Consider the following 22395-nt stretch of genomic DNA (forward strand, 5'->3'; position numbering starts at 1 on the left):
TTCCCCGGAGCCCCTCCATGCCCGCCTCCCTCAAGCTCGCCACCGCACTGATGCTCGCCCTGTCCGCCGGAGGCGCCCAGGCCGGCCATGTACTGGTGGTGCTGTCCGACGCCGACCGCCTCGATCTCAAGGATGGCCGCGTATATGAAACCGGCTTCTATCTCAACGAGCTGATGCAGCCGGTCAAGCGTCTGCTCGATGCCGGTCACCAGGTCACCTTCGCCACCCCGCTCGGCCGCGCGCCGGCCATGGACCGCAATTCGGTCGATGCGATGCATTTCAATGGCAGCGAAGCGGAGCTGCAGGCGCACCAGGCGCTGCTCGAGCGGCTCGCGCTGACGTCGCCGGCCGCGTCGCCGGTGCTGAGCCTGGCCCGCGTGGAGCAGATCGGCTACGACCGCTTCGACGCGGTCTACGTACCCGGCGGGCATGCCCCGATGCAGGACCTGCTGACCAGCCCCGCGCTGGGCCGGCTGTTGACCCACTTCCACCACGAGGGCAAACCCACAGCGCTGGTCTGCCACGGTCCGATCGCCCTGCTGTCGACCCTGCCCGATGCACCGGCCTTCACCCGACTGCTCGAAACCGGCGCACATGCCAGCCCGGCGCCGGAATGGATCTACGCCGGCTATCGCGTCACCGTGATCGGCAACGACGAGGAGGCGCAGGCCAAGGCCCAGCTCGATGGCGGCGAGATGAAGTTCTACCCGCAGACCGCCTTGCAGGCCGCCGGCGTGCGGTATCTCGGCAACACGACGCCCTGGGCGGCGAACGTGGTGGTCGATCGCGAGTTGATCACCGGGCAGAACCCGGCGTCGGCAAATGGCGTCGCCGACGTGCTGCTGGAGCGCCTGCCGACGCCCTGACCGCAACGCCGGCCCGCCGGATGCATCAGCCGATGCCCTTGGCCCGGCCGCGGAACTCGCGGGGGGTGATCCCAAAGCGGCGCTTGAACGCCGAGCTCAGGTGGCTGTGGCTGGAGAATCCGGTCGCAAGCGCGATCGAGGTGATGTCCTGGCGCGTGCTTTCGAGCAGGCTGCAGGCCAGTTGCAGCCGCTGGGCGATGATGTATTGCAGCGGCGTCATTCCGAACGCGTGCCGGAACGCCTCGATCAGCCGGTGGGTACCGACGCCGGCCAGCCGCGCCAGTTCGCCCAGGGTCAGGTGCTGGTCGAGATGGGCGAGGATGTAGTCCTCCAGCCGCCTCTGCTTCGCCCTGGACAGTCGCGGCCCCGTCGACGCCTCCCTCGCCGTGCCCGCGGAGTATTCGCGCAGCAGATGCAGACCGATGACCTGGGCCATCGAGTCGCGCAGCATTCCGGCCAGGTCGTCGTCTTCGTCCCCGAGCTGGATCATCCGGCCGGTGAGCCCGTGCAACAGCGGATCGCGCAGTTTCATCAGCGGCCGCAGCGGTCTCCCGGCCTCGCCGCCGGTCAACTGTCCCAGCCAGGCACGGCCGATGCGGTATTCGGCGTAGGCGATGCTGCCGCCCTCGGCACGCCCGACGTAATGCGCGCCGGCCGGGATCAGCCAGGCCTCGCCCGGACGTGCCGGCGCCCGGCAGGCGCGGCCATCGTCGATGCGGGTTTCCAGCCGCTGCATCTGTCCTTCCAGATGCACGATCAGGGTGTGCCGGTCCTGTTCGATGGTCCACTCGGTCGGCTCGCTGATGTCCTCGGACACCAGCGAGAATTCGCCGCCCGCAAAAGGCAGGGTCATCTCCGTCAGCACCCGTCGCGCGCGCGGCCCTCGCGGCCATGCCGCCTGCCCCAGCGCGGCCTCGCCGGCAGCGCGCGCGGTCGCGGAATAAGTTGACAGTGGCTCGGACATTCTGAAAGCGACGCCGCGCACGCCTCCCTATAAGGAACGGAAACGACCTGCCGGCTGCTGCCGGCGGATCACCGTCGATACCTGTCGCCCAGCATAGCGCCGCGACCCCGGCCGGTGCCTCTGCCGGTAGCGGCCCGCGTGAAGGCGCCCCTTTGGCAGGAGATCCGTGCATGTCCGCAACCGCACTGCCGCCACCGTTGGACCGCTTCGTCGCCGCGGTCAATCGCGGCGATGCCGATTCTGCCTTCGCGCTGTTCGCGACCGACGGCGAGGTCGACGACTGGGGCCGCCGCTTCGCCACTACGCGCGATATCCGCCGCTGGAGCGATCGCGAGTTCGTCGGCGCCGGCGGCCACCTGCGGGTGGTCCGGGTGGCGCGCTCGGGCGACCAGGTCACCGTCGACGCCCAATGGACCAGCCCCCACTACAGCGGCGACAGCCGTTTCGTCTTCACCCTCGACGGCGAACGCATCCGGCGGATGCGGATCGTCGGCGAATGACCTCCCACCCCCGACAGGAGACATGCAATGAACGACCACAGCATCCAGGACAAAGTCGTGCTCATCGCCGGCGGCGCCAAGAATCTCGGCGGGCTGCTCGCGCGCGATTTCGCCAGCCACGGCGCGAAGGCGGTCGCCATCCACTACAACAGCGATGCGACCGCCGCCGACGCGGAGGCCACCCGCGAGGCGGTCGAAGCCGCCGGCGCCAAGGCCGCAACCTTCCAGGCCGACCTCACCAGCGCCGGCGCAGTCGAGAAGCTGTTCGCCGACGCATCCGCCGCGGTCGGCAGCCCCGACATCGCGATCAACACCGTCGGCAAGGTCTTGAAGAAGCCGATGGTCGACATCAGCGAGGCCGAGTACGACCAGATGTCGGCGGTGAACGCCAAGTCGGCGTTCTTCTTTCTCAAGGAGGCCGGCCGCAACCTCAACGACAACGGCAAGGTCTGCACCGTGGTCACCTCGCTGCTGGGCGCGTTCACCCCGTTCTACGCGTCCTACGCCGGCACCAAGGCCCCGGTCGAGCACTTCACCCGCGCCGCCTCCAAGGAGTTCGGCGACCGCGGCATCTCGGTCACCGCGATCGGGCCGGGACCGATGGACACGCCGTTCTTCTACCCCGCCGAGGGTGCGGACGCCGTCGCCTACCACAAGACCGCAGCGGCGCTGTCGAAATTCTCGAAGACCGGACTGACCGACATCGAGGACATCGTCCCCTTCATCCGCTTCCTGGTTTCCGACGGCTGGTGGATGACCGGACAGACGATTCTCGTCAACGGTGGCTACACCACCAAGTAGTCCGGACGGTCAGGGCGCGGCACCGGACGCGCGATCGCACCGGGGGTGCTGCGGCGCCCCCGGCATATCGGCGGCGGCTGCGCTCAGCCCTCGTCGATATAGCCGCCACGCGCGGCCCGTTCCGGATCCTCGAAGACCGCCATCGCCGTGCGCATGCGGCGGAATCCGAATTTCGCGTAGAACGGTTCACGCCCCGGCACCGAATAGAGAATGATCTTGCGGTGTCCGCGCGAGCGCTCGACCAGCTTCTCGATGATCGCCCGTCCGAGGCCACGTCCCTGGTGGTCGGGATCGACCGCGATGTCGCACAGGTAGGAACAGTCGACGCCGTCGGCGACAGCGCGCCCGGCGGCGATCACCCGGCCGTCCTCGAACGCGAAGCATTTGAACAGGCTGTTGGTGAATGCGGTCCGCAACCAGTCCGCACTCTTGTCGCCCAGCGGCGCACGCCGGTACATCTCCGACAGTGCGGCCCAGTCGACGCCGTCGATGGATTCACGCCACTCGATCGCCATGCGTTCACGCTCCCGGTGCGCGTGCGACGCCCGGCCGGACGGACCGGCCGGGCCGTTGCCGCTCAACCCCCGGCCGGCGGTGCCGCCTCCGCGGTCGCGGCGGGCGTGGCCGGGGTCCCCGTTCCGGCCGACGGCGTGCCGTCGCCCTTCAGATAGGTGTCGAGGAAGGCGAGGATCCGGCCATAGCCTTCGATCCGGTTCTTGTTCTTGGAGAACCCGTGGCCCTCGTCATCGAACACCACGTATTCGACCGGCACGCCGTTCTCCTTCACCGCGGCGACGATGTCATCGCTTTCCGGCTTGATCACCCGCGGATCGTTGGCGCCCTGCAGCACCATCAGCGGCACGTCGATCCGGTCGGCGTGGAACAGCGGCGAGGTCTCGGTCAGGAACTCGCGCTGGGTCTCGGGATTGCCGACCTCCTGGTACAACGCTTCGCGGAAGCTCTCCCAGTACGGCGGAATCGACTCCAGCGTGCGGATCCAGTTGGCGACGCCGAAGATGTCGACACCGACCTTGAACTCGCCCGGCTTGAACGCCAGAGCCGACAGCACCATGTAGCCGCCGTAGCTGCCACCGATGATCCCGATGCGGTCCGGATCGACGTAGTCGAGCGACTGCAGGTACTTCTTCGCCTCGATCGTATCCCACAGCGGCTCGCGGCCGTGCTTGCCGTCGTCGGCGGCGAAGAAGGTCTTGCCGTAGCCGCTGGACCCGCGGTTGTTGATGCCCAGCACCACGTAACCGTGGTTGACCAGGTACTGGATCGTCGGCGAATGCGCGCGCGTGGTCTGGCCACCCGGTCCGCCGTGCACCCACACCAGCGCCGGCAGCTTGTTGTCGGCGCTGGCCTGGTGCGGCTTCCACAGGATGTTCGGGATCTCCATGCCGTCGAAACTCTTGAAACGCACGACGGAAGAGTCGACCAGATCGGCCGGATCGATTTCCGGATTGAGCGAGGTGGTCAGCTGGCGTGGCTCGCTGCCGTCGAGATCGAGCACGTACAGGTCGTTCGGCTGGCGGTCGCCGTTGAGGTAGAACGCCATGCGCTTCTCGCTGCGGGCGATGCGCAGGTTGCGCAGCTCGCCCGCCGGCAGCGCCGGCAACCGCACCTCCTCGCCGCTGTCGGCCTTGAACAGACGGAGCTTGAAGCTTCCATCCTCGTTGATGCCCACTGCCAGGTAGGTGCCGTCGTGGGAGAGCGTAGCGTCGACGATGTCCCAGTCGGCCTTGCGGACGGGCTCGTGCTCCCAGCTCTCCAGATTGACCCGGCGCAGTTCGCTGAACTCGCCGCTGTCGTTGGCGGTGTAGTACAGCCACTGCCCGTCGGGGCTGAAGGCCTGGGCGCCGAACCGGGCCTGGCCCTCGTGCTCGCTGACCTTGACCGGCTCGCCGTCGCCGCCGAGCGCGACCACGAACAGGTCGGAGTCGTTGGTCGAGTTGGCCTTCTCCAGCGCGAGCCATTTGCCGTCCGGCGACACTTCCGCGGGCTGCAGCCCCTCGTCGTTGGTGTAGACGCGCTCGCGCCCGTAGCCGTCGGTCGCATAGCGATAGAGATCGAAGAAGCGCGGGTCGCGCTCGTTGGTGATCACGAAGAAGTGCGCGCCGTCATGGCTGAAGCCGACGAAGTCGGCCTTGAGCTTGTCTCCCGGCGTCAGGTCGGTTTCCCCGCCGTCCTTGTCGATCACGAACAGGTGATCGAGCTCGTCACCGTCGTTGTCGCGGGTGATCAGCACGCGCTCGTCTTCCGGGAAGTACGCGACCGCGTAGCTGTTGTCGGTGGTCGAGTCGGTGACCGCGGTCCAGTCGCCGCCGCTCACCGGCATCGTGTAGGCGTTCCAGACGCCGGCCTTGTTCGACGAGAACAGGATCCGCGACTCGTCCGGGCTGAACGAAGCGCCGCCAACGCCGAGGCTCTCGACGAATTCCTCGATGCTGTACTGGCGGCTCGGCCGCTCGATCGTGGACTCTGCTTCCGCGGCCGCGGGGGCCGTCGCCTCCGACGACGGCGACGATGGCTGGCACGCGGCCAGCGGCAACAACAGCGCGAGGGTGACGGCCAACGGCAACCGACGCAGCACGGGCATGGGGTTTCCTCCCTGGAGTTGAACTGCCGATCCTACGCCGTTGCCGGCGGCAGCAAATAGGCCGGCGGTCATGGTGCCGCGGCCGGGTACCGCTCAGGTCGGCGCGGTCATCTCCGCCGCGGCGGCATCAGCCCAGCGCTTCGAGCGCCGCCTGCACCTCGCGCTTGCCCTTGGAACGCAACGTGGCGATGCGCTCCAGCTGATCGGGTTTCGGGCGGGTGACGCCCTTCTCCCAGTTGTAGACGGTGGGTCCGCTGACGCCGAACAGGCGTCCGAACTCCGCCGCCGACAGCCCCAGCCGCTCGCGCAGCTTGTGCAGGCCCTTCGGTGAGAAACGGCGCGGCTTGGACGAGCCCGTGACCTTCGAGGAAACGGCCGCCGGGGCCGCGGACATCGCGAACTTCGACGCTTTCCCCAGGGTGCCCAACTGCTTGCGGAGCTCGCTGTTCTCCCGCTTGAGTGCGGCGACATCGCGGCGCAGTCCGGCCACGTGCTTGCGCATCGGATCGATGGTCTTGCGCAGTTCCTTGCGGGCCAGACGGGCCACTTCCTCCTTGAGGGCAGCGGCGAAATTCGACATTGTTTTACCCCGTTGATTTGAAGCGATGAGCCGACAGCATAGCTCACCCGGCTGGAATCGCCCCATATTCGGCATTCGGGGCGATTCCCGCGCATGCCGATCGCATCGATATAACGAAAGAAATGTCGGCTGCGTCGCAGAATGCGGACGGCCGCATATATGCGGCGCTTCCGGATCCGTCGTCGTCGGGCATGGCTGCGATAACGTCGAACGTATCGATCACGTTTACCGCCCGCCCATAGCCTCCGAACCCGGATGCACGGTATCGCCGCGACTATGCGTCGGCACCGGCGACCGCCGCGATCGCCTCGATCTCGAACAACATGCCGTCCAGCGCCAGGCGCGGCACCGGAATCAGGGTGCAGGCGGGACGATGGTCGCCGAACGCCTTGCCAAGTTCCTCGCCGAACACGTGCAGCTTCGACTCGTCGTGATCGACGATCAGCACGCTCAGCTTGGCGACGTCGCGCGGGCCGGCGCCGGCCGACGCCAACGCGGTCACAAGGTTGGCCAGCGCCTGGCCGACCTGGTCGCGAAAGTCGGGCGACAGGCGGCCGTCGGCGGTCTCGCCGCCCTGCCCCGCAACCAGCAGCCAGCGACGCGCGCCCTCGACGCTGGCCAGGTGGGAATAGCCGTTCGGTGCCGGGTCGTAGAGGCCGGCCGGGTTGGACAGGGTGACGATCGATGCGTTGTTGGAGCTCATGGAAGTCCTTGGTCGGTGGGGGAACATGCAGCCTCGCGACGGCCGCCGCCGCATGTCGCGGCACGTGAGGGATGACGCATCCGCGAGGTAGTGACGCAAGGACGCATTGCAAGGTCCGTTCGTGACACGTTGCGGGCCCTGTTTACCCGGAGTGGCGCGCACCCTGGTCCCTCTACGCAGGTTCAAGCGCGCTGACCATCACGTAATAGCCGTCCGGATCGCGGAGGGCGAACTCGCGGGTTCCGGTGGCCGGATTCACCTGCGGCTCCAGCTCCAGTCGCGCTGCCAGATGCCGTGCCCGCGACAGCGCCTCGTCGAAGTCGTCCACGCGGAAGAACAGCAACAATCCGTTGCCCGGCGTCGCCAGCTCGGGACTGCTCAGAGTCGGATGCTCATGATCACCCCACCGGTGCAGGCACAGCAGCACGGTCCCGTCCGCGTCCCGCAGCTGCCCGAAATGGTCGTGCGCGGGCGCCGACTGCGGTTGGCCGAACAGCGACTGGTACCAGTGGAAGCTCCGCTCCACCTCGGCGACGCCAATGATCGTCCAGGTACGTTTCATCGGTTCCTCCTGCTTTCCGGCGACCGCGCTCCGTCCATTCTTCCGCAGACTGGAGCGGCAGTGTCGAATCCGCGTGGCCGCGATCGTCGATCAGGTACCGGCCACGATCGGCCGCGGTCCCGACAGGAGGACATCATGCTCCAGAACCATCCCATCTATGCGTATCTGCCGGCGCGCGATGTCGCGCGTGCACGGCGCTTCTATGAACAGGTCCTCGGCTTCGAGCCCGGCGGAGAACTGGCGGACGGCATCACCTACCGCTTCGCGAACGGCACCGCCGCGTTCCTGTACCCCACGCAGAACGCCGGAACGTCGAAGGCAAGCCAGGCATTCTGGCAGGTGGATGACATCGAAAAGGAGGTCGCCGAACTCAGGCAACGCGGCGTGGCGTTCGAGCACTACGACATGCCCGACGACGAAGTGGACGGCGACATCTACACCGGCGGCGGTGCCCGGGCCGCATGGTTCAAGGACACCGAGGGCAACATCCTCGCCATCATCCAGGCGGTGTGAGGCCGAACGTTCCGATCAGGACCACGATGGAAGGTGTCCGTGTTTGGTTGCCATACGTAGCCCGGGCAAGGCCAAGGGCCGCACCCGGATGCATTGCCTGTCACCTCAACGCCCGGGTGCGCGGCGCTTACCCGGGCTGCGCTGGCTGGCTTGAGATTTTGATTTCGACCTTCGCGACTTAAAGCCCGCCGAGCACCGGAAAGGGCGGCGGCCGAAGAGGTGCCCATGTCTGAGTGCCGCGAAGCGGCGCGAGTTTGGGCACCGTGCCGCCGGCCTTGAGGAGCGCAGGGAACCGGGACGGCGCAGCCGTCCCGGCGGGCGTCAGGAGCCAGCGGTTTTGGTTACTTTTGCCAAGACAAAAGTAACCCGCCGAAAGGCGGAAGCCTTTGATCCTGTTCCAAAAACAAGGGACACACTCACTCACCCACACGGGAAAATGAACCTGACCCTATTTTTTTCGGCTGATCGTTGTCCAGCAAGGCAACAGCGAACACCGTTGCCGTTGATCTTGACGTTGACCTTCGCGACTTAAAGCCCGCCGAGCACCGGAAAGGGCGGTGGCCGAAGAGGTGCCCATGTTTGAGTGCCGCGAAGCGGCGCGAGTTTGGGCACCGTGCCGCCGGCCTTGAGGAGCGCAGGGAACCGGGACGGCGCAGCCGTCCCGGCGGGCGTCAGGAGCCAGCGGTTTTGGTTACTTTTGCCAAGACAAAAGTAACCCGCCGAAAGGCGGAAGCCTTTGATCCTGTTCCAAAGAACAAGGGACACGCTCACTCACCCACACGGGAAAATGAACCTGACCCCTTATGTCCGCTGTGAATCTACCCTGGACCGGCGAAGAAGCCCGCATCTCGAACTGCCGCGGGGTAGCCAGCAATAGCTGGCACTCTCTTGGATCCTCGAACCAAGTCCTGATAGACATGCTCTGCGAGCGCAGATGGGTAGTCATACCCGTCTGAAAAGGCTTCCTGCCGAAGCGATTCTGAACTCGCATGACACATATCAATGTACTTACCTATGACGACAGAAAGCACGACCTCTCTGTTTTCGACACGACGACGAAGCCCCTCATCAGCAACCACTATCTGCTGATAGCGGATTCTGGGATCACTCTTCAATGTCTCAGCAATAAATCCTCTTACGTCTCGATTACGAATCTCACCACTTACCAAAACACCAAGCGACTCACGATCAGAAACATATAATGCACAAAGATAAAACAACCAGAGAAGATGCAGAGGATCACGTTCAGAGAGGCCAGCTTGAACTTCATTCGCTAACCGAAGCGCTTGCTTCTGTGTCCTCACATCCCCTGGGATGACAGCGCTCGACACAAGCGTCCAAACATAAAGACCATCATGTTCTTGACCATCAGGAAGCCCAGTGACAACCGGCCCTTCCCTATGAGCTTCAAATATTTCGGAAGCAATGACTTGATACATATCCCCCTTCGGCTCAGGCAGTAGGTATTCATGATCGAACATCCGCCTGAGATACCGGCGACCATCAAAATCGCCGCCGTACACTCCTCGAATAGAGTTCTGGAATTGCATCAAGTTGGTCGAGACAACGAAGGCGACCCCCCGAATCCCAAAAATGTGCTTTACCTCTTCGAGCAACTTAATTGCATACGATGGCCTACATCTATCCAACTCATCCACAAAAACGAAAAGAGGAAGAACAGCACCGGCCTGACTGCAAACCAGCTCCAAAAGGCTCGCCAGATTACTCCTGAAATCAGCAAGCGATCGCTGCCTTTTCTCGTGACTAGCCAAAGCGCTTTCAAAGAATTTGTCTAACGCTTCGTTGAGCTCTTTAGAGTCGTTATCAGCGTCATCAGTCTGATCTACTGAGTCAAAGGAGTCCATCAGTTGATCGATCGCAACACCCGTAAACTTCTTCACCATTCCACGAGCAATTACACCTGTTGCAGGGAGAACAGCGCTTCTGAGATCCCTAATTGAGCGCTTCGTGAGGTCCGCAGCCGTCTCCGCCAACCTCTTCTTGGCAGGGATTCTTGACTCCCACTCCTTCAATCCCTGCAAGATCGCGGACATCAGAGCAATTGCAGGCTGATCTCCGTCATCATTCTCCCAAGCGTCGAAATAAATCACAGGGTGCCCAGCTTCTTTCAGGTCTTCTGCCCAGTTCTTGACAAAGAATGTTTTTCCAGCCCCCCAGTCCGCATCGATTGCGACAGTTGCTCCGCCGCCCTCACCTTGCTGCATGCGCTGAGACCTGGCAGTAATGACCTTCGTCAGGTAGTCCGCAAATGGCTTGCGATCAAACGCGTCGCCACTCCAAGGCTCCTTGCGCTGAGTTTGCTCACCGTCATCAGGCATGCTTTAGTCCGCTTGAGCTGGTTCTAAATGAAATGTGCTTATTCGAAACCACTCACCCACACTTGGAATAACCACAATTCAAACAAGTAGCACACCCGTCCATGATGACGAGCGCCTTGGTATTGCACTTGTGGCACATGGTCGCCGACGGCGGGAACGACACGCCGCCGTCGCCGGTGACTTCGACGTCTTCCTCGCGACGCTCGGGGCGCACGCGGGGTTCGGGGAACAGTTCGCCGCTGCGGTCGTCGGTGACGACCGGGGCCTCGACGACCGGCGGCGCGCCGGCCGGGCTTATTTCAGAGTTTTTTTTTGAGTCGAGCGCGGCGTAGGCGGCGCGTTTCTCGGCGATCAGCTTGCGCTGGGCTTCGCTCATCTCCGGATCCTTGATCATGCCGATCGACTTGAGGTGGTCCTCGACGATGCTGCCCAGCTCGGCGACCAGCGACGGCATGTAGACGCCGCCGGCCTTGAAGTAGCCGCCGCGCGGGTCGAACACGGCCTTCATCTCCTCGACCAGGAAGGTCACGTCGCCGCCCTTGCGGAACACCGCGGACATGATCCGGGTCAGCGCGACGATCCACTGGAAGTGGTCCATGTTCTTGGAGTTGATGAAGATCTCGAACGGCCGGCGCTGTTCGAATTCGCTGCCGGCATTGAGCACGATGTCGTTGATCGTCACGTACAGGGCGTGCTCGAACAGCGGCGTCTTGAGCTTGTAGGTGGAGCCGATCAGGGTCTCGGGACGCTCGATGCGCTCGTGCATCTGGATGACGTTGCTGGCCTGGGCCTCGGCGGCTTCGGCAGCCTCGCGCTTCACCGCTTCGGCCTTGGCGACCTCGGCCTGCCTGGCCTTGTCTTCCGGGGTGACGACGCTGTAGCCCTTGATTTTCTTGTCGATCTTGACGGCCATCGGCCCTTAGCTCCTGATGCGTTGTTGCGGTGATGCGCGCCGGGACGCGTGCTGCGGATGCGTCTTCGGCGGGTCTGCCGGATCCCTCCCCCGCGCACGGGGGAGGGGGTTACGGCTCGGGGCTTGCCTACTTCTTTTTCGCCGCCTTCTTGGGAGCGGCCTTCTTCACGGCTTTCTTCGCTGCCGGTTTCCTCACGGCCTTCCTGGCCGCCTTCTTCGGTGCGGCTTTCTTCACCGCCTTCTTCGGAGCCGCCTTCTTCGCGGCTTTCTTCGGTGCGGCCTTCTTCACTGCCTTCTTCGCAGCCGCCTTCTTCGGTGCGGCCTTCCTGGTCGCTTTCTTCGCAGCCACCTTCCTGGCGGCGGGCTTCTTCGCAGCCTTCTTCGCGGCCTTCTTCGCCTTCAGGGCGGCGGCTTCCTTCTTGGCGCCGGCGCTGGCCGCGGCCAGTTTCTTCTTCGCGGTGCTGACCGCCTTCTTGGCGGCCTTCTTCGCCTTGGCGACGGTCTTGCCGGCGTCCTTGGCGGTCTTCTCGGCGTTCTTGCGGGCCTTGGCGGCCGCCTTGCGCACCGACTTGACGACGTCCTCGGCCTTGTGGGCGATGCCGCCGCCGATGCTGGACGCGGTCTCCATCACGTTGTCGGCGGCCTGCGACAGCGTCGCCGTTACTCCATTGCCGTTGCTCATGTGCCCTCCTCGCGGGCGTATCCGTTTCGATCTTGTGGTTGAGTCAACAACTGTCTGGAACCTCATGGAGCGCCGGGCGATACCGCGTGCCGATGCCGGACCTGGTCGGGCGGTGCTCCAATGGCGATGCTATACCTGCCGTGCACGCAATCAAGATGGTCGCGGGCGCGGCGGGCAGGGCCTCTGGAGCCGGGTGGCGGCCGCCGTTTCCGCCACCCCGGGACGGTCCGGCCGTCCCCGCCGCGGACCCGGTGCGGACACCGGGCCGGAACCTCGACGACCGCGCCCTCGGGCGCGGTCAGAGTCAGAACTTGCCGTAGTAGCCCTCCTTGAGGGCGTCGAACAGGTTGGCGGCGGTATGCATCTCGCCGTCGTACTCGATCTGCTCGTTGCCCTTGACCTCGACCACCTGGCCGTCCTCGAGCTCGAAGCGGTAGGTGGTGTTCTCCAGGTCGGTCTCCTTGACCAGCACGCCCTGGAACGCGGCGGGGTTGAAGCGGAACGTGGTGCAGCCCTTCAGGCCCTGCTTGTGGGCGTAGGTGTAGATGTCCTTGAAGTCCTCGTACGGGTAGTCGGTCGGGACGTTCGCGGTCTTGGAGATCGAGCTGTCGACCCACTTCTGGGCGGCGGCCTGGACGTCGACGTGCGCCTTCGGGGTGATGTCGTCGGCGGCGATGAAGTAGTCCGGCAGCTTCGCGGCCGCGTCGTCGCTGAACGGCATCGCCTTCGGGTTGACCAGTTCGCGGTAGGCGAGCAGCTCGAACGAGAACACGTCGACCTTTTCCTTCGACTTCTTGCCCTCGCGGATCACGTTGCGGCTGTAGTGGTGCGCGAACGAGGGCTCGATGCCGTTGGAGGCGTTGTTGGCCAGCGACAGCGAGATGGTGCCGGTCGGGGCGATCGAGCTGTGGTGGGTGAAGCGGCAGCCGACCTCGGCCAGCTCGTCGACCAGCTGCGGGGCGGCCTCGGCGACGCGCTGCATGTAGCGGCTGTAGCGCGCGTGCAGGACCTTGCCGGGGATCTCCTGGCCGACCTTCCAGCCGTCCTTCTTCATCTCCGGGCGCTTGCGCAGCATCTCGGCGGTGACCTCGAAGCGCTCCTCCATGATCGGCGCCGGGCCCTTCTCGCGGGCCAGCTCCAGGCCCATCTCCCAGCCGGCGATGGCCATTTCCTTCGCGATGCGCTCGGTGAACTCGCAGGAGTCGGCCTCGCCGTACTTCATCCGCAGCATGGTCAGGGTGCTGCCCAGGCCCAGGAAGCCCATGCCGTGGCGGCGCTTGCGCATGATCTCGTCGCGCTGCTGCTGCAACGGCAGGCCGTTGATCTCGACCACGTTGTCGAGCATGCGGGTGAAGACGCGGACGACCTCCTTGTACTCCTCCCAGTCGAACTCGGCCTTGTCGGTGAACGGGTGGCGGACGAACTTGGTCAGGTTGACCGAGCCGAGCAGGCAGGCGCCGTACGGCGGCAGCGGCTGCTCGCCGCAGGGGTTGGTCGCGCGGATGTTCTCGCACCACCAGTTGTTGTTCATCTCGTTGACGCGGTCGATCAGGATGAAGCCCGGCTCGGCGTAGTCGTACGTCGAGACCATGATCATGTCCCACAGGTGCCGCGCGCGGATGTGGCCGTAGATCTTGCAGGCGACCAGGCCGTCGTCGCGGACGATGTAGTTGCGGTGGGTCGGCCACTCGCGCCAGACCACCTGTTCGGGGTTGGCCAGGTCGAGGTCGGTCTTCTCCTTGGTGTTCAGCGGGAACACCAGCGGCCAGTCGGCGTCGTCCTCCACCGCCTGCATGAAGCCGTCGGTGATCAGCAGCGACAGGTTGAACTGGCGCAGGCGGCCATCCTCGCGCTTGGCGCGGATGAAGTCCTTCACGTCCGGGTGGGACACGTCGAAGGTGCCCATCTGGGCGCCGCGGCGGCCGCCGGCCGAGGACACGGTGAAGCACATCTTGTCGTAGATGTCCATGAACGACATCGGGCCGGAGGTGTAGGCGCCGGCGCCAGCGACGAAGGCGCCGCGCGGGCGCAGGGTGCTGAACTCGTAACCGATGCCGCAGCCGGCCTTCAGGGTCAGGCCGGCCTCGTGGACCTTCTCCAGGATGCCGTCCATCGAGTCCTCGATGGTGCCCGACACGGTGCAGTTGATCGTGCTGGTCGCCGGCTTGTGCTCGAGCGCGCCCGCGTTGGAGGTGATGCGGCCGGCGGGGATCGCCCCTCGGCGCAGCGCCCAGACGAAGCGGTCGTACCAGTACTGCTGCTTCTCGCTGCCGGGCTCGGCGTCGGCCAGCGCCCTGGCGACGCGCTTGTAGGTCGCGTCGATGTCCTCGTCCACCGCCTCGCCGGTCTTGGTCTTCAACCGGTATTTCTTGTCCCAGATGTCCAGGGATGCCGGCTGCAGTTGGATATCCCGTGCCGCCGGTTTCACTGCCTCGAGGCGCACCGTACTCATGCTGTTCCTGTCTCCTCGTTCGGGTCCGGTGGTGATCCGGGCCTCTTCATTCGTTCTGATTGTGTTGACCGCGCACACCGTCCCTGGCGCCGTCCATGGCGCGCCCCGCGCGGGAGGCGCCCTGCGCGTCGGCGGTTGCCGACGCGCATGCCCGCGGCAGCGCTCGACGCGCCGCGGTGTATCCGTGTTGTCCTGGACCAAACTGCCGTGACTGCGCCACTGCACGTCCCCTGCGAGATTGCCTGGGCACCGGGCCGACCCAAGCCGAACACCGTGCCGTGTCACAACCCTTGGGTTCACATCGCGATCACAACCACTAGATGTTGTGTCGCTCGCAGGGGTTCCAAGCTACGCGCGGCCCCGGAGGCTGTCAACGGTTTTTTGATGTCGGTCACGCAGTTTGCGGCCGGCGCCCTGCATCGCCCGTGATCGTGGTCGCGTCGCCGCGACGATGTCCTGCCGCCCGTCCGATTCCCGTCAATGTTCCCGTCCGACCCGTCCTCCGACTCCCGCTCGCGTGGCGGTCGTGAGACCCGGACCTTGCGTCTTGCGGGCCGGTCGAACCGGTACCTCCGCATGGCACCAGGATTCGTTTCATCGACGATTTAGCGCGGATGCAGGAGACTGAACCTGAACGAGTCCACCGATGAGCGCCCACCCATCATGCAGACCGCCACCAAGACGCCGAAGCGACTGCTCGTCGCCCTGACCCTGGCTGCCGCGTTCGGCGGCTTCGCCGCGACCGCGATCCGCGACGCGATGCAGACCCCGGCGCAGGCCGCAGCGCCGGTCGCCAGCGAACCCGCCACCTCGACTGCCGCGGCGCCGGCGACCGTCGGCGCGCTGCCGGCGGTGGTCGACGGCCAGCCGCTGCCGTCGCTGGCGCCGATGCTGGCGCGGGTCACCCCGGCGGTGGTCAGCGTGCACACCAAGCAGCGGGTGCGGGTCAGCCCGTTCGGCGGCGACCCGATCTTCCGGCGGATGTTCCCGGAGCTGACCCAGGAGCGGATCAACGAATCGCTCGGCTCGGGCGTGATCGTCGACGCGCAGCGCGGCTACATCCTGACCAACCACCACGTGATCGAGGGCGCCGACGAGGTGTCGGTGACGCTGGCCGACGGTCGCACCCTGGCGGCGAACTTCGTCGGCTCCGATCCGGACACCGACGTCGCGGTGATGCAGGTGACCGCCGAGGATCTCGATGCGTTGCCGCTGGCGGCGACCGACACCCTGCGCGTAGGCGACTTCGTGGTGGCGGTCGGCAACCCGTTCGGGATCGGCCAGACGGTGACCTCGGGGATCGTGTCCGCGGTCGGCCGCTCCGGCCTGCGCGGGCTCGGCTTCCAGAACTTCATCCAGACCGACGCCTCGATCAACCCGGGCAATTCCGGCGGCGCGCTGGTCAACCTCAAGGGCGAACTGGTCGGCATCAACACCGCCAGCTTCAATCCACGCGGCAGCATGGCCGGCAACATCGGCCTGAGCTTCGCGATCCCGACCGGACTGGCGCGCAGCATCATGGACCAGCTGATCGCCAACGACGGCGTGGTGATCCGCGGCGCGTTCGGGGTCGAGACCCAGCCGGTCACCCGCCAGATCGCGCAGGGCCTGGGCCTGGACGATGCGCGCGGCGCGCTGGTCAACCGGGTTTATTCCGGTTCCGCCGCAGCGGCCGCCGGGATCCAGGTCGGCGACGTGATCGTCGCCGCCGACGGCCAGCGCATCGACGGCCCCGACGCGCTGCGCAATTTCGAGGGCCTGCAGCCGGTCGGTTCGCGGGTCGCGCTCGACATCCGCCGCGACGGCGAGCCGCTGCGGTTGCAGGTGGCGCTGCGCGAACAGCCGCGCACCCTGGCCGGCGCCGATCTGGACGCACGCCTGCAGGGCGCGGTGTTCGCCGAGCTGCCCGAGCGCCTGCGCCAGGCCGGGGCGGATGGCGTGCTGGTCGAATCGGTCGCCGCGGGCAGCCGCGCGGCGGTGAACGGGCTGCGCGCGGGCGACGTGGTGGTTGCGGCCAACAGCGGACGCTTCGACGACCTGCCGGGCTTCCGCGCCAGCTTCACGCGCGCTCCGGCACAGTTGGTACTCCGCGTCGTACGCGGCGGCCGCCCGTACAACGCCCTGATGCGCTGAGCGGCGATGCGCCGCGTGGCGCGCGATCACCCCACCGAGACCCAAGGAACCGTCATGAGCCCCACCTCGACCGATTCGATGAAGAGCCACCTCGGCGAAGCCGGCAGCCACGTCAAGCAGGCCGCGCAGGATACCCACGAGGCGGTCCGCAACGCCGCCGGTGCCGCCGGCGAGGAACTCAGGCTCGGCCGCGCCAACGTCAAGGCGGACCTGGCCGACGGCGCGCTGGCCGGCCTGGCTGCGGCCGAGGAAGCCGGCAGCGCCGCGCGCGAGCAGATGGACGCGCTGATGGACAAGAGCCGCGACCTGATCGACAGCGCCGCCGAGCTGGTCCGCGAACGCCCGCTGGCCTCGTTCGGCGTCGCCTTCGCCGCCGGCTTCATCCTTGCCAAGCTCGCCAGCGGCAACAGCAACAACAAGTAAGCCGCGGGTGAGCGACGAGAACACCCGCTCCGGCGGCGGCGACGCCGGCGGGCCCGACCCTGGTGGCAGCCAGGATCGCGACGACGGACAGGCCGCGGGCAGGGCCGGCGTGGAACAGGCGCTGCGCGACATCGGCGGTGCCGGCCGCGACAGCGTCGGCGCGGCCGCCGACGCCGGGCGCGCATTGCGTGGCCTGCTGCTGGCCGATCTCGCCCTGGCCCGCAGCGCGCTCGGCCACGCACTGATCTGGATGGGGGTCGCGGTGGCGTTCGGCGGCGCCGCCTGCCTGTTGACGATGGGCGCGCTGATCGCGCTGCTGCAGGCGCTCGGGCTGTCCTGGCTGGCCGCGCTGTCGATCACTGCCGTCGCCTGCATCGCGGTCACCGCGCTGGGCGGCTGGCTGGCGGTGCGCTACCTGCGCCATACCGGCCTGGAGGCGACCCGCCGCCAGCTGCGCCGGCTCGGCATCGGCGACGACGACGATGGCGACGAGGCGCCGCACCCATGAGCTTCCGCACGCTGCAACGCCGGGTCGAACGTCGCGAGCGCCTGCTCGACGCGCGCATCGAACGCGTCCACGGTGCCGCCGATTCGCTGAAACGGAGCTGGCGTTCGGCATGGACGCCCGGACGCATCCTGATCGCCGGCCTGGTCAGCGGATTCGTCGCCGGCCGAGCCGAGCCGATGCGCTACGCGGCGCAGAGCGGCGATCTGGTGCGGCTGGTGTCGTTGATCTCGAACGTGTTCGCCTCCTTCGCGGCCGGCAACGCCGCCGAGGCCGCCGGCGAGGCGCGTTCCGAGGCCAGGGCAGGCGCCGAGGCGGGGGCGATGAAGGCCGCATCCGCGGCCGCGGCAGCATCGCCCGACGCAGCGGCATCCACGACGGCGCCTCCGGCTCCCGAGCGGATGCGGCGGGAATGAACGCGACCGGCTCCGGGGAAGACGATCCGCCCGGATCGAGCCGGAGCGACGCGTCCCCACCGCTTCATCCGCCCCGCCCACGCTCGTCGCCGGCGATGCTGGTGCTGGCGACGCTGGGCATCGCCTTCACGCTGTGGGCGACGCGGTCGCTGATCCTGCCGATCCTGCTGGCGATGTTCTTCGCCCTGATCGGCAATCCGGTCATCCGCGGGCTGCGGAGGATCTGGATTCCGCGCTTCCTGGCCGCATTGCTGGTGCTGCTCGGCGGAATCGCCGCCACCGGCCTGCTCGCCGGGCTGCTGATGGATCCGGCGGCGGAGTGGATGCGGCAGGTGCCGCGCGAGATGCAGCAGCTGGCACCGAAGCTGCGCGAACTGTCCAAGCCGGTGCAGGACGCCGGCAAGGTCGCCGAGAACATCGCGCGGGCCGCGGGCGGCGAGGACGGCCGGCGGCGCGAGGTGGTCCGCACCGAGGTCAACGACCCCTACCGCTCGCTGACGGCCACGCCGAGGATGCTGGCCTCGGTGCTCGCGGTCGTGCTGTTGACGCTGTTCTTCATGGTCTACGGCGACAAGCTGGTGCGCAACGCGCTCGCGCTGCTGCCCGGCCATCACCAGAAGAAGGTGACGATCGAGATCCTGCAGTCGATCGAAGGCGAGGTCTCGCGCTACGTCTTCACCATCAGCGTGATCAATACGCTGATGGGCCTGGTGCTGGCCGGTTCGCTGTACCTGATCGGCGTGCCGCTGGCCGAAGCGCTGCTGTGGGGCACGATGGCGGCGATCCTGAACTTCGCGCCCTACGTCGGCCCGCTGGTCGGAATGCTGGTGATGCTGCTGATGGGCTTCGTCGCCTTCGACGACCTGTGGCAGTCGCTGCTTCCGGCCGGCCTGTACCTGCTGATCCACACCCTCGAGGGCCAGCTGATCACCCCGATCGTGCTCGGCCGGCGCATGCGGGTGTCGCCGCTGGTACTGATCCTCGCATTGATGCTGATGGGCTGGCTGTGGGGCGTCATCGGCCTGCTGCTGGCGGTCCCGCTGCTGGTATGCGTCAAGCTGGTGCTGGAACGCGTCGGCATGGACGGCTGGGCGCGGCTGCTGGAGTGACCGCACGACCCGGGGTCGGCGACAGCGGCAGTTCGGATGCCTGCCGGTAGAATGGAGGCCATGTCGGCCTGCATGTCCTTCCCCGTCAGCGCGATCACCCTCGACCTCGACGACACGCTGTGGCCATTCGCGCCAATCGGCGCCCGCATCGAGCGCGTGCTCGACGACTGGCTGCGCCGGCATTGTCCACGCACCGCCGAGCGCTTCCCGATCCCGGCGATGCGCGCGCTGCGCGAGCAGGTGTTCGCCGAGCGCACCGACCTCGCCCACGATTTCAGCCAGCTGCGCCGGCTGAGCCTGGCGCGGGCGATGGAGCTCAGCGGCGACGACCCGCTCCATGCCGACACCGCGTTCGAGGTGTTCTATGCCGAGCGCAACCGGGTCGAGTTCTACGACGACGCCGAGGCGGCGCTGGCGCGGTTGGCCGCGCGGGTGCCGGTCGCCGCCGTCAGCAACGGCAACGCCGACCTGGCGGTGATCGGCATCGGCCACCATTTCGCGTTCTCGCTCGGCGCGCGCGAGCACGGCGCGGCCAAGCCCGAGCCGAGCATCTTCCACGCCGCCTGCGAACGCCTGGGCCATGCACCCGGCCAGGTGTTGCACGTCGGCGACCATGCCGACCTCGACGTGGTCGGCGCCCACCGTGCCGGCCTGCGCAGCTGCTGGCTCAATCGACCCGGAGGCGACGGCGGGATCGCGCGCTGGCCGCACGCGGATCTGCGTCCGGATCTGGAATTCCCCACCCTCACGGCGCTGGCCGACTGGCTGGACGCGACCCAGCCGGCCCTCGCCCGCCCCGCGCCCCTTGCCGCCACGCCACCCCCGGAGTCCTGCCCCGCATGAACCTGCCCGACGGTTTCACCCTCGACGCCCACGACGCCCTGCCGCTGCAGGTGGCCACCCGCGCCGGCTTCGCCGAGTGGCAGCAGGCGCAGCCGGCAGCGGCACGCGCGTGGGCCGGTGCGCAGGGCTTCGACGGCTCGCCGGGCACGGCACTGGTGCTGCCGGACGCGGACGGCGGCATCGCCGGTGCGGTGCTCGGGGTCGAGGACATGCACGATCCGTGCGCCTACGGGCATGCCCCGTTCGCGCTGCCGGCACGCGACTGGACGCTGGCGACGCCGCTCGACGAAAGCCGCCGCGCGGCGCTTGAACTGGGTTGGGGCCTGGGCAGCTACCGCTTCACCCGCTACAAGGCGCCGCTGCGGGCGCCGGCGCGGCTGCAGGTCGCGGGCGCCGTGGGCGAAACCTTCGACGTGCTCGCCGCCTGCACCCGCGTGCGCGACCTGGTCAACACGCCGACCGAGGACATGGGCCCGGACCAGTTGGAAGCGGTCGCGCGCGAGATCGGCGAGCGCCACGGCGCGCAGGTCGAGGTGATCGCCGGCGACGCGCTGCTGGAGCAGAACTACCCGGCGATCCACGCGGTCGGCCGCGCCAGCCATCGCGCACCGCGACTGATCGCGCTGCACTGGGGCGACGAGGCCCATCCGCAGCTGGCCCTGGTCGGCAAGGGCGTGTGCTTCGACAGCGGCGGTCTCGACATCAAGCCGGCCGACGGCATGCGCAACATGAAGAAGGACATGGGCGGCGCCGCGCACGCGATCGCCCTGGCCGAGCTGGTGATGGCGCAGCGACTGCCGGTGCGGCTGAGCCTGCTGGTGCCGGCGGTCGAGAACAGTATCGGTCCGAACGCGTTCCGTCCCGGCGAGGTGATCGCGACCCGCGCCGGCATCAGCGTCGAGATCGACAACACCGACGCCGAGGGGCGGATCGTGCTGTGCGATGCGCTGGTGCGTGCCGGCGAGCTGTCGCCGGACCTGATCGTCGACTTCGCGACCCTGACCGGCGCCGCCCGCATCGCGCTGGGCCCGGACCTGCCGGCGCTGTTCGCCAACGACGACGGCGTCGCCCAGGGCTGGCTCGACGCCGGCAGCGAGCTGCGCGACCCGGTCTGGCGGATGCCGCTGTGGCGTCCGTACCTGCGCTACCTGACCAGCGGCATCGCCGACCTGGCCAACGCCGGCTCGAAGATGGCCGGCGCGGTCACCGCCGCACTGTACCTGGAGCGCTTCGTGCCGGCCGACCGGCCGTGGGCGCACCTGGACGTCTACGCATGGAACGACAACGCGCGGCCGGGTCGCCCGGCCGGCGGCGAAGCGCTGGGCCTTCGCAGCGCCTACGCGATGCTGAAGGCGCGTTACGGCGGCTGATTCCACCCACCGCCACGGCCGGGACCGCCCGTTCCGCACGGGCAGGGCGCGGATCGCGGCGGGCCTCCCCCGCCACGGCCCGGGCGACGGCAATCGCAGGTCACGCCGATGGCGGCACCTCCCGGCGCGGCCCTGGCCCGCTCAGCCCGGCGGCCGCGCCGGCAGCTCCAGCGGCGGCAAACCGAGGATCCAGTCGCGCAGGGTTGCCAGCCAGCAGTCCTCCAGCCGCGTCTGCGGATACACCAGGTGGAACGGCGCAGCCTCCAGCTCCGGTCCGAACGGGCTGCGCAGCGAACCGGCGCGCAGCTCATCGGCGACCAGCGCCAGGCTCATCAGGGCGACCCCCTGGCCGGCGAGCGCCGCGGAGATGGTGTGGGTCTCGTCGGAGAACACCGGGCCGGCCTCGGCGTCCAGGCCCGACACCCGTGCCCGCGCCTGCCACACCCGCCAGTCCACCGGCGCACTGCGCGAGCCCGGCGGCGCGAAATGCAGCAGGGTGTGGCGCGGCAACTGGTGCGGATCGTCGAGGTCCAGCCGCGGGCTGCAGACCGGCGCGAATACGTTGTCGAACAGCTTGTACGCGACCAACCCCGGCCAACGCCCATGCCCGTAGCGGATCGCGGCGTCGGCCTCGACCCCATCGAGCGCGACCGGCTCATGCGAGACGTGGATGCGCAGGTCGAGATCGGCGCAGGCCTCGCGCAGTTGCGGCAGCCGCGGCACCAGCCAGCGCGAGGCCACCGCAGGGGTCGCGCTGAGGGTCAGGCTGCGGCGTTGCGGCGTGCGCACGCGTTCGACCGCCTCCGCGATGCTGCCGAAGGCGCCGCCCAGCACTCACTGCAGTTCCGCACCCGGCGGCGTGATCAGCAACTGCCGCGGCCGGCGCACGAACAGCGCCAGACCAAGTTCGTCCTCGAGCTGGCGGACCTGGTGGCTGATCGCCGCCGGGGTCACCGACAGCTCCTCGGCGGCACGCTTGGCGCTGCCCAGGCGGGCGGCGGCCTCGAATGCGCGCAGCGAGGACAGCGAGGGCAAGCGTCGACTCATGATTGAATTTTTCTCATCTATTCAAGAAGAAAATATCGTTTGTCGCCCAATACTGCTGGACCTATCGTGTGC

General features: G+C 67.4%; 23 protein-coding genes. 11 read left to right on the forward strand and 12 right to left on the reverse strand.

The features are described 5' to 3' along the window. Positions 1 to 17 precede the first annotated feature (17 nt). Positions 18 to 866 (forward strand): type 1 glutamine amidotransferase domain-containing protein, encoded by an 849-nt coding sequence (locus L3V18_RS06480; RefSeq protein WP_237053870.1) that lies wholly within the window; start codon positions 18 to 20, stop codon positions 864 to 866. Between the two features lie 25 nt (positions 867 to 891). On the opposite strand, the gene L3V18_RS06485 is transcribed toward L3V18_RS06480, so the two are convergent. Continuing rightward, on the reverse strand, positions 892 to 1830 hold the full coding sequence (locus L3V18_RS06485; protein ID WP_237053871.1) for an AraC family transcriptional regulator: 939 nt from the start codon (positions 1828 to 1830) through the stop codon (positions 892 to 894). A gap of 170 nt (positions 1831 to 2000) precedes the next feature. Between L3V18_RS06485 and L3V18_RS06490 the strand changes: the two genes are divergently transcribed. Beyond that, positions 2001 to 2330, forward strand: coding sequence for a nuclear transport factor 2 family protein (locus L3V18_RS06490; RefSeq protein WP_237053872.1), 330 nt, complete (start codon positions 2001 to 2003; stop codon positions 2328 to 2330). A gap of 27 nt (positions 2331 to 2357) precedes the next feature. Further along, positions 2358 to 3131 carry an SDR family oxidoreductase gene (locus L3V18_RS06495; protein WP_237053873.1) on the forward strand — a complete coding sequence of 258 codons (774 nt, stop codon included), beginning with the start codon at positions 2358 to 2360 and terminating at the stop codon, positions 3129 to 3131. A gap of 83 nt (positions 3132 to 3214) precedes the next feature. Here L3V18_RS06495 and L3V18_RS06500 read toward each other — a convergent pair whose 3' ends face one another. From L3V18_RS06500 to L3V18_RS06520, 5 genes are all read right to left on the reverse strand, one after another. Next, positions 3215 to 3646 (reverse strand): GNAT family N-acetyltransferase, encoded by a 432-nt coding sequence (locus tag L3V18_RS06500; RefSeq protein WP_237053874.1) that lies wholly within the window; start codon positions 3644 to 3646, stop codon positions 3215 to 3217. A 62-nt stretch (positions 3647 to 3708) separates the two neighbouring features. Continuing rightward, positions 3709 to 5733 carry a S9 family peptidase gene (locus L3V18_RS06505; protein WP_237053875.1) on the reverse strand — a complete coding sequence of 675 codons (2025 nt, stop codon included), beginning with the start codon at positions 5731 to 5733 and terminating at the stop codon, positions 3709 to 3711. A gap of 127 nt (positions 5734 to 5860) precedes the next feature. Further along, entirely contained in the window at positions 5861 to 6313 is a 453-nt protein-coding gene (locus tag L3V18_RS06510) for a helix-turn-helix domain-containing protein (protein WP_237053876.1), read from the reverse strand. Between the two features lie 274 nt (positions 6314 to 6587). Next, positions 6588 to 7016, reverse strand: a complete 429-nt coding sequence (locus tag L3V18_RS06515; RefSeq protein WP_237053877.1) for a RidA family protein — start codon at positions 7014 to 7016, stop codon at positions 6588 to 6590. 172 nt (positions 7017 to 7188) lie between these two features. Further along, a complete protein-coding gene (locus tag L3V18_RS06520; protein ID WP_237053878.1) occupies positions 7189 to 7578 on the reverse strand; it encodes a VOC family protein in 390 nt (129 codons plus the stop codon). Positions 7579 to 7713: 135 nt separating this feature from the next. Here L3V18_RS06520 and L3V18_RS06525 point away from each other — a divergent pair, with 135 nt between their 5' ends. Continuing rightward, complete coding sequence (locus L3V18_RS06525) at positions 7714 to 8091, forward strand: VOC family protein (protein WP_237053879.1); 378 nt, start codon at positions 7714 to 7716, stop codon at positions 8089 to 8091. Positions 8092 to 8909: 818 nt separating this feature from the next. On the opposite strand, the gene L3V18_RS06530 is transcribed toward L3V18_RS06525, so the two are convergent. The 4 genes from L3V18_RS06530 to L3V18_RS06545 all read right to left on the reverse strand — a co-directional run bounded on the left by L3V18_RS06530 (position 8910) and on the right by L3V18_RS06545 (position 14477). Further along, positions 8910 to 10430: a KAP family P-loop NTPase fold protein gene (locus L3V18_RS06530; protein ID WP_237053880.1), complete on the reverse strand. Its 1521-nt coding sequence runs from the start codon at positions 10428 to 10430 to the stop codon at positions 8910 to 8912. 52 nt (positions 10431 to 10482) lie between these two features. Continuing rightward, entirely contained in the window at positions 10483 to 11343 is an 861-nt protein-coding gene (locus tag L3V18_RS06535) for a TSCPD domain-containing protein (RefSeq protein WP_237053881.1), read from the reverse strand. A gap of 127 nt (positions 11344 to 11470) precedes the next feature. Next, entirely contained in the window at positions 11471 to 12025 is a 555-nt protein-coding gene (locus tag L3V18_RS06540; RefSeq protein WP_237053882.1) for a hypothetical protein, read from the reverse strand. Between the two features lie 304 nt (positions 12026 to 12329). Next, positions 12330 to 14477, reverse strand: coding sequence for an adenosylcobalamin-dependent ribonucleoside-diphosphate reductase (locus tag L3V18_RS06545; protein WP_237053883.1), 2148 nt, complete (start codon positions 14475 to 14477; stop codon positions 12330 to 12332). Positions 14478 to 15140: 663 nt separating this feature from the next. Here L3V18_RS06545 and L3V18_RS06550 point away from each other — a divergent pair. The 7 genes from L3V18_RS06550 (at position 15141) to L3V18_RS06580 (ending at position 21276) form a co-directional block, all read left to right on the forward strand. Beyond that, positions 15141 to 16610, forward strand: coding sequence for a trypsin-like peptidase domain-containing protein (locus L3V18_RS06550; RefSeq protein ID WP_237053884.1), 1470 nt, complete (start codon positions 15141 to 15143; stop codon positions 16608 to 16610). A gap of 54 nt (positions 16611 to 16664) precedes the next feature. After that, a complete protein-coding gene (locus L3V18_RS06555) occupies positions 16665 to 17033 on the forward strand; it encodes a hypothetical protein (protein ID WP_237053885.1) in 369 nt (122 codons plus the stop codon). 7 nt (positions 17034 to 17040) lie between these two features. Continuing rightward, a complete protein-coding gene (locus tag L3V18_RS06560; protein WP_237053886.1) occupies positions 17041 to 17541 on the forward strand; it encodes a phage holin family protein in 501 nt (166 codons plus the stop codon). Continuing rightward, a complete protein-coding gene (locus tag L3V18_RS06565; protein ID WP_237053887.1) occupies positions 17538 to 17954 on the forward strand; it encodes a hypothetical protein in 417 nt (138 codons plus the stop codon). The genes L3V18_RS06560 and L3V18_RS06565 overlap by 4 nt, the downstream gene beginning before the upstream one ends. Then, a complete protein-coding gene (locus tag L3V18_RS06570; protein ID WP_237053888.1) occupies positions 17951 to 19063 on the forward strand; it encodes an AI-2E family transporter in 1113 nt (370 codons plus the stop codon). Before L3V18_RS06565 ends, L3V18_RS06570 begins: the two co-directional genes overlap by 4 nt. Positions 19064 to 19135: 72 nt before the next feature. Then, positions 19136 to 19906, forward strand: a complete 771-nt coding sequence (locus L3V18_RS06575) for an HAD family hydrolase (RefSeq protein ID WP_237053889.1) — start codon at positions 19136 to 19138, stop codon at positions 19904 to 19906. After that, positions 19903 to 21276, forward strand: a complete 1374-nt coding sequence (locus L3V18_RS06580) for a leucyl aminopeptidase family protein (protein ID WP_237053890.1) — start codon at positions 19903 to 19905, stop codon at positions 21274 to 21276. The genes L3V18_RS06575 and L3V18_RS06580 overlap by 4 nt, the downstream gene beginning before the upstream one ends. Positions 21277 to 21417: 141 nt before the next feature. On the opposite strand, the gene L3V18_RS06585 is transcribed toward L3V18_RS06580, so the two are convergent. Both L3V18_RS06585 and L3V18_RS06590 read right to left on the reverse strand, forming a co-directional pair. After that, positions 21418 to 22110: a LysR substrate-binding domain-containing protein gene (locus tag L3V18_RS06585; protein ID WP_237053891.1), complete on the reverse strand. Its 693-nt coding sequence runs from the start codon at positions 22108 to 22110 to the stop codon at positions 21418 to 21420. After that, on the reverse strand, positions 22111 to 22323 hold the full coding sequence (locus L3V18_RS06590) for a LysR family transcriptional regulator (RefSeq protein WP_237053892.1): 213 nt from the start codon (positions 22321 to 22323) through the stop codon (positions 22111 to 22113). Positions 22324 to 22395: the final 72 nt, after the last annotated feature.

This window comes from Marilutibacter chinensis (genome assembly GCF_021725675.1).
Lineage (GTDB): Bacteria > Pseudomonadota > Gammaproteobacteria > Xanthomonadales > Xanthomonadaceae > Marilutibacter > Marilutibacter chinensis.

Coding starts and splice junctions, on each gene's coding strand:
- L3V18_RS06480 (WP_237053870.1), top strand. CDS start 18: ATGCCCGCCTCCCTCAAGCTCGCCACCGCACTGATGCTCGCCCTGTCC.
- L3V18_RS06485 (WP_237053871.1), bottom strand. CDS start 1,830: ATGTCCGAGCCACTGTCAACTTATTCCGCGACCGCGCGCGCTGCCGGC.
- L3V18_RS06490 (WP_237053872.1), top strand. CDS start 2,001: ATGTCCGCAACCGCACTGCCGCCACCGTTGGACCGCTTCGTCGCCGCG.
- L3V18_RS06495 (WP_237053873.1), top strand. CDS start 2,358: ATGAACGACCACAGCATCCAGGACAAAGTCGTGCTCATCGCCGGCGGC.
- L3V18_RS06500 (WP_237053874.1), bottom strand. CDS start 3,646: ATGGCGATCGAGTGGCGTGAATCCATCGACGGCGTCGACTGGGCCGCA.
- L3V18_RS06505 (WP_237053875.1), bottom strand. CDS start 5,733: ATGCCCGTGCTGCGTCGGTTGCCGTTGGCCGTCACCCTCGCGCTGTTG.
- L3V18_RS06510 (WP_237053876.1), bottom strand. CDS start 6,313: ATGTCGAATTTCGCCGCTGCCCTCAAGGAGGAAGTGGCCCGTCTGGCC.
- L3V18_RS06515 (WP_237053877.1), bottom strand. CDS start 7,016: ATGAGCTCCAACAACGCATCGATCGTCACCCTGTCCAACCCGGCCGGC.
- L3V18_RS06520 (WP_237053878.1), bottom strand. CDS start 7,578: ATGAAACGTACCTGGACGATCATTGGCGTCGCCGAGGTGGAGCGGAGC.
- L3V18_RS06525 (WP_237053879.1), top strand. CDS start 7,714: ATGCTCCAGAACCATCCCATCTATGCGTATCTGCCGGCGCGCGATGTC.
- L3V18_RS06530 (WP_237053880.1), bottom strand. CDS start 10,430: ATGCCTGATGACGGTGAGCAAACTCAGCGCAAGGAGCCTTGGAGTGGC.
- L3V18_RS06535 (WP_237053881.1), bottom strand. CDS start 11,343: ATGGCCGTCAAGATCGACAAGAAAATCAAGGGCTACAGCGTCGTCACC.
- L3V18_RS06540 (WP_237053882.1), bottom strand. CDS start 12,025: ATGAGCAACGGCAATGGAGTAACGGCGACGCTGTCGCAGGCCGCCGAC.
- L3V18_RS06545 (WP_237053883.1), bottom strand. CDS start 14,477: ATGAGTACGGTGCGCCTCGAGGCAGTGAAACCGGCGGCACGGGATATC.
- L3V18_RS06550 (WP_237053884.1), top strand. CDS start 15,141: ATGCAGACCGCCACCAAGACGCCGAAGCGACTGCTCGTCGCCCTGACC.
- L3V18_RS06555 (WP_237053885.1), top strand. CDS start 16,665: ATGAGCCCCACCTCGACCGATTCGATGAAGAGCCACCTCGGCGAAGCC.
- L3V18_RS06565 (WP_237053887.1), top strand. CDS start 17,538: ATGAGCTTCCGCACGCTGCAACGCCGGGTCGAACGTCGCGAGCGCCTG.
- L3V18_RS06570 (WP_237053888.1), top strand. CDS start 17,951: ATGAACGCGACCGGCTCCGGGGAAGACGATCCGCCCGGATCGAGCCGG.
- L3V18_RS06575 (WP_237053889.1), top strand. CDS start 19,136: ATGTCCTTCCCCGTCAGCGCGATCACCCTCGACCTCGACGACACGCTG.
- L3V18_RS06580 (WP_237053890.1), top strand. CDS start 19,903: ATGAACCTGCCCGACGGTTTCACCCTCGACGCCCACGACGCCCTGCCG.
- L3V18_RS06590 (WP_237053892.1), bottom strand. CDS start 22,323: ATGAGTCGACGCTTGCCCTCGCTGTCCTCGCTGCGCGCATTCGAGGCC.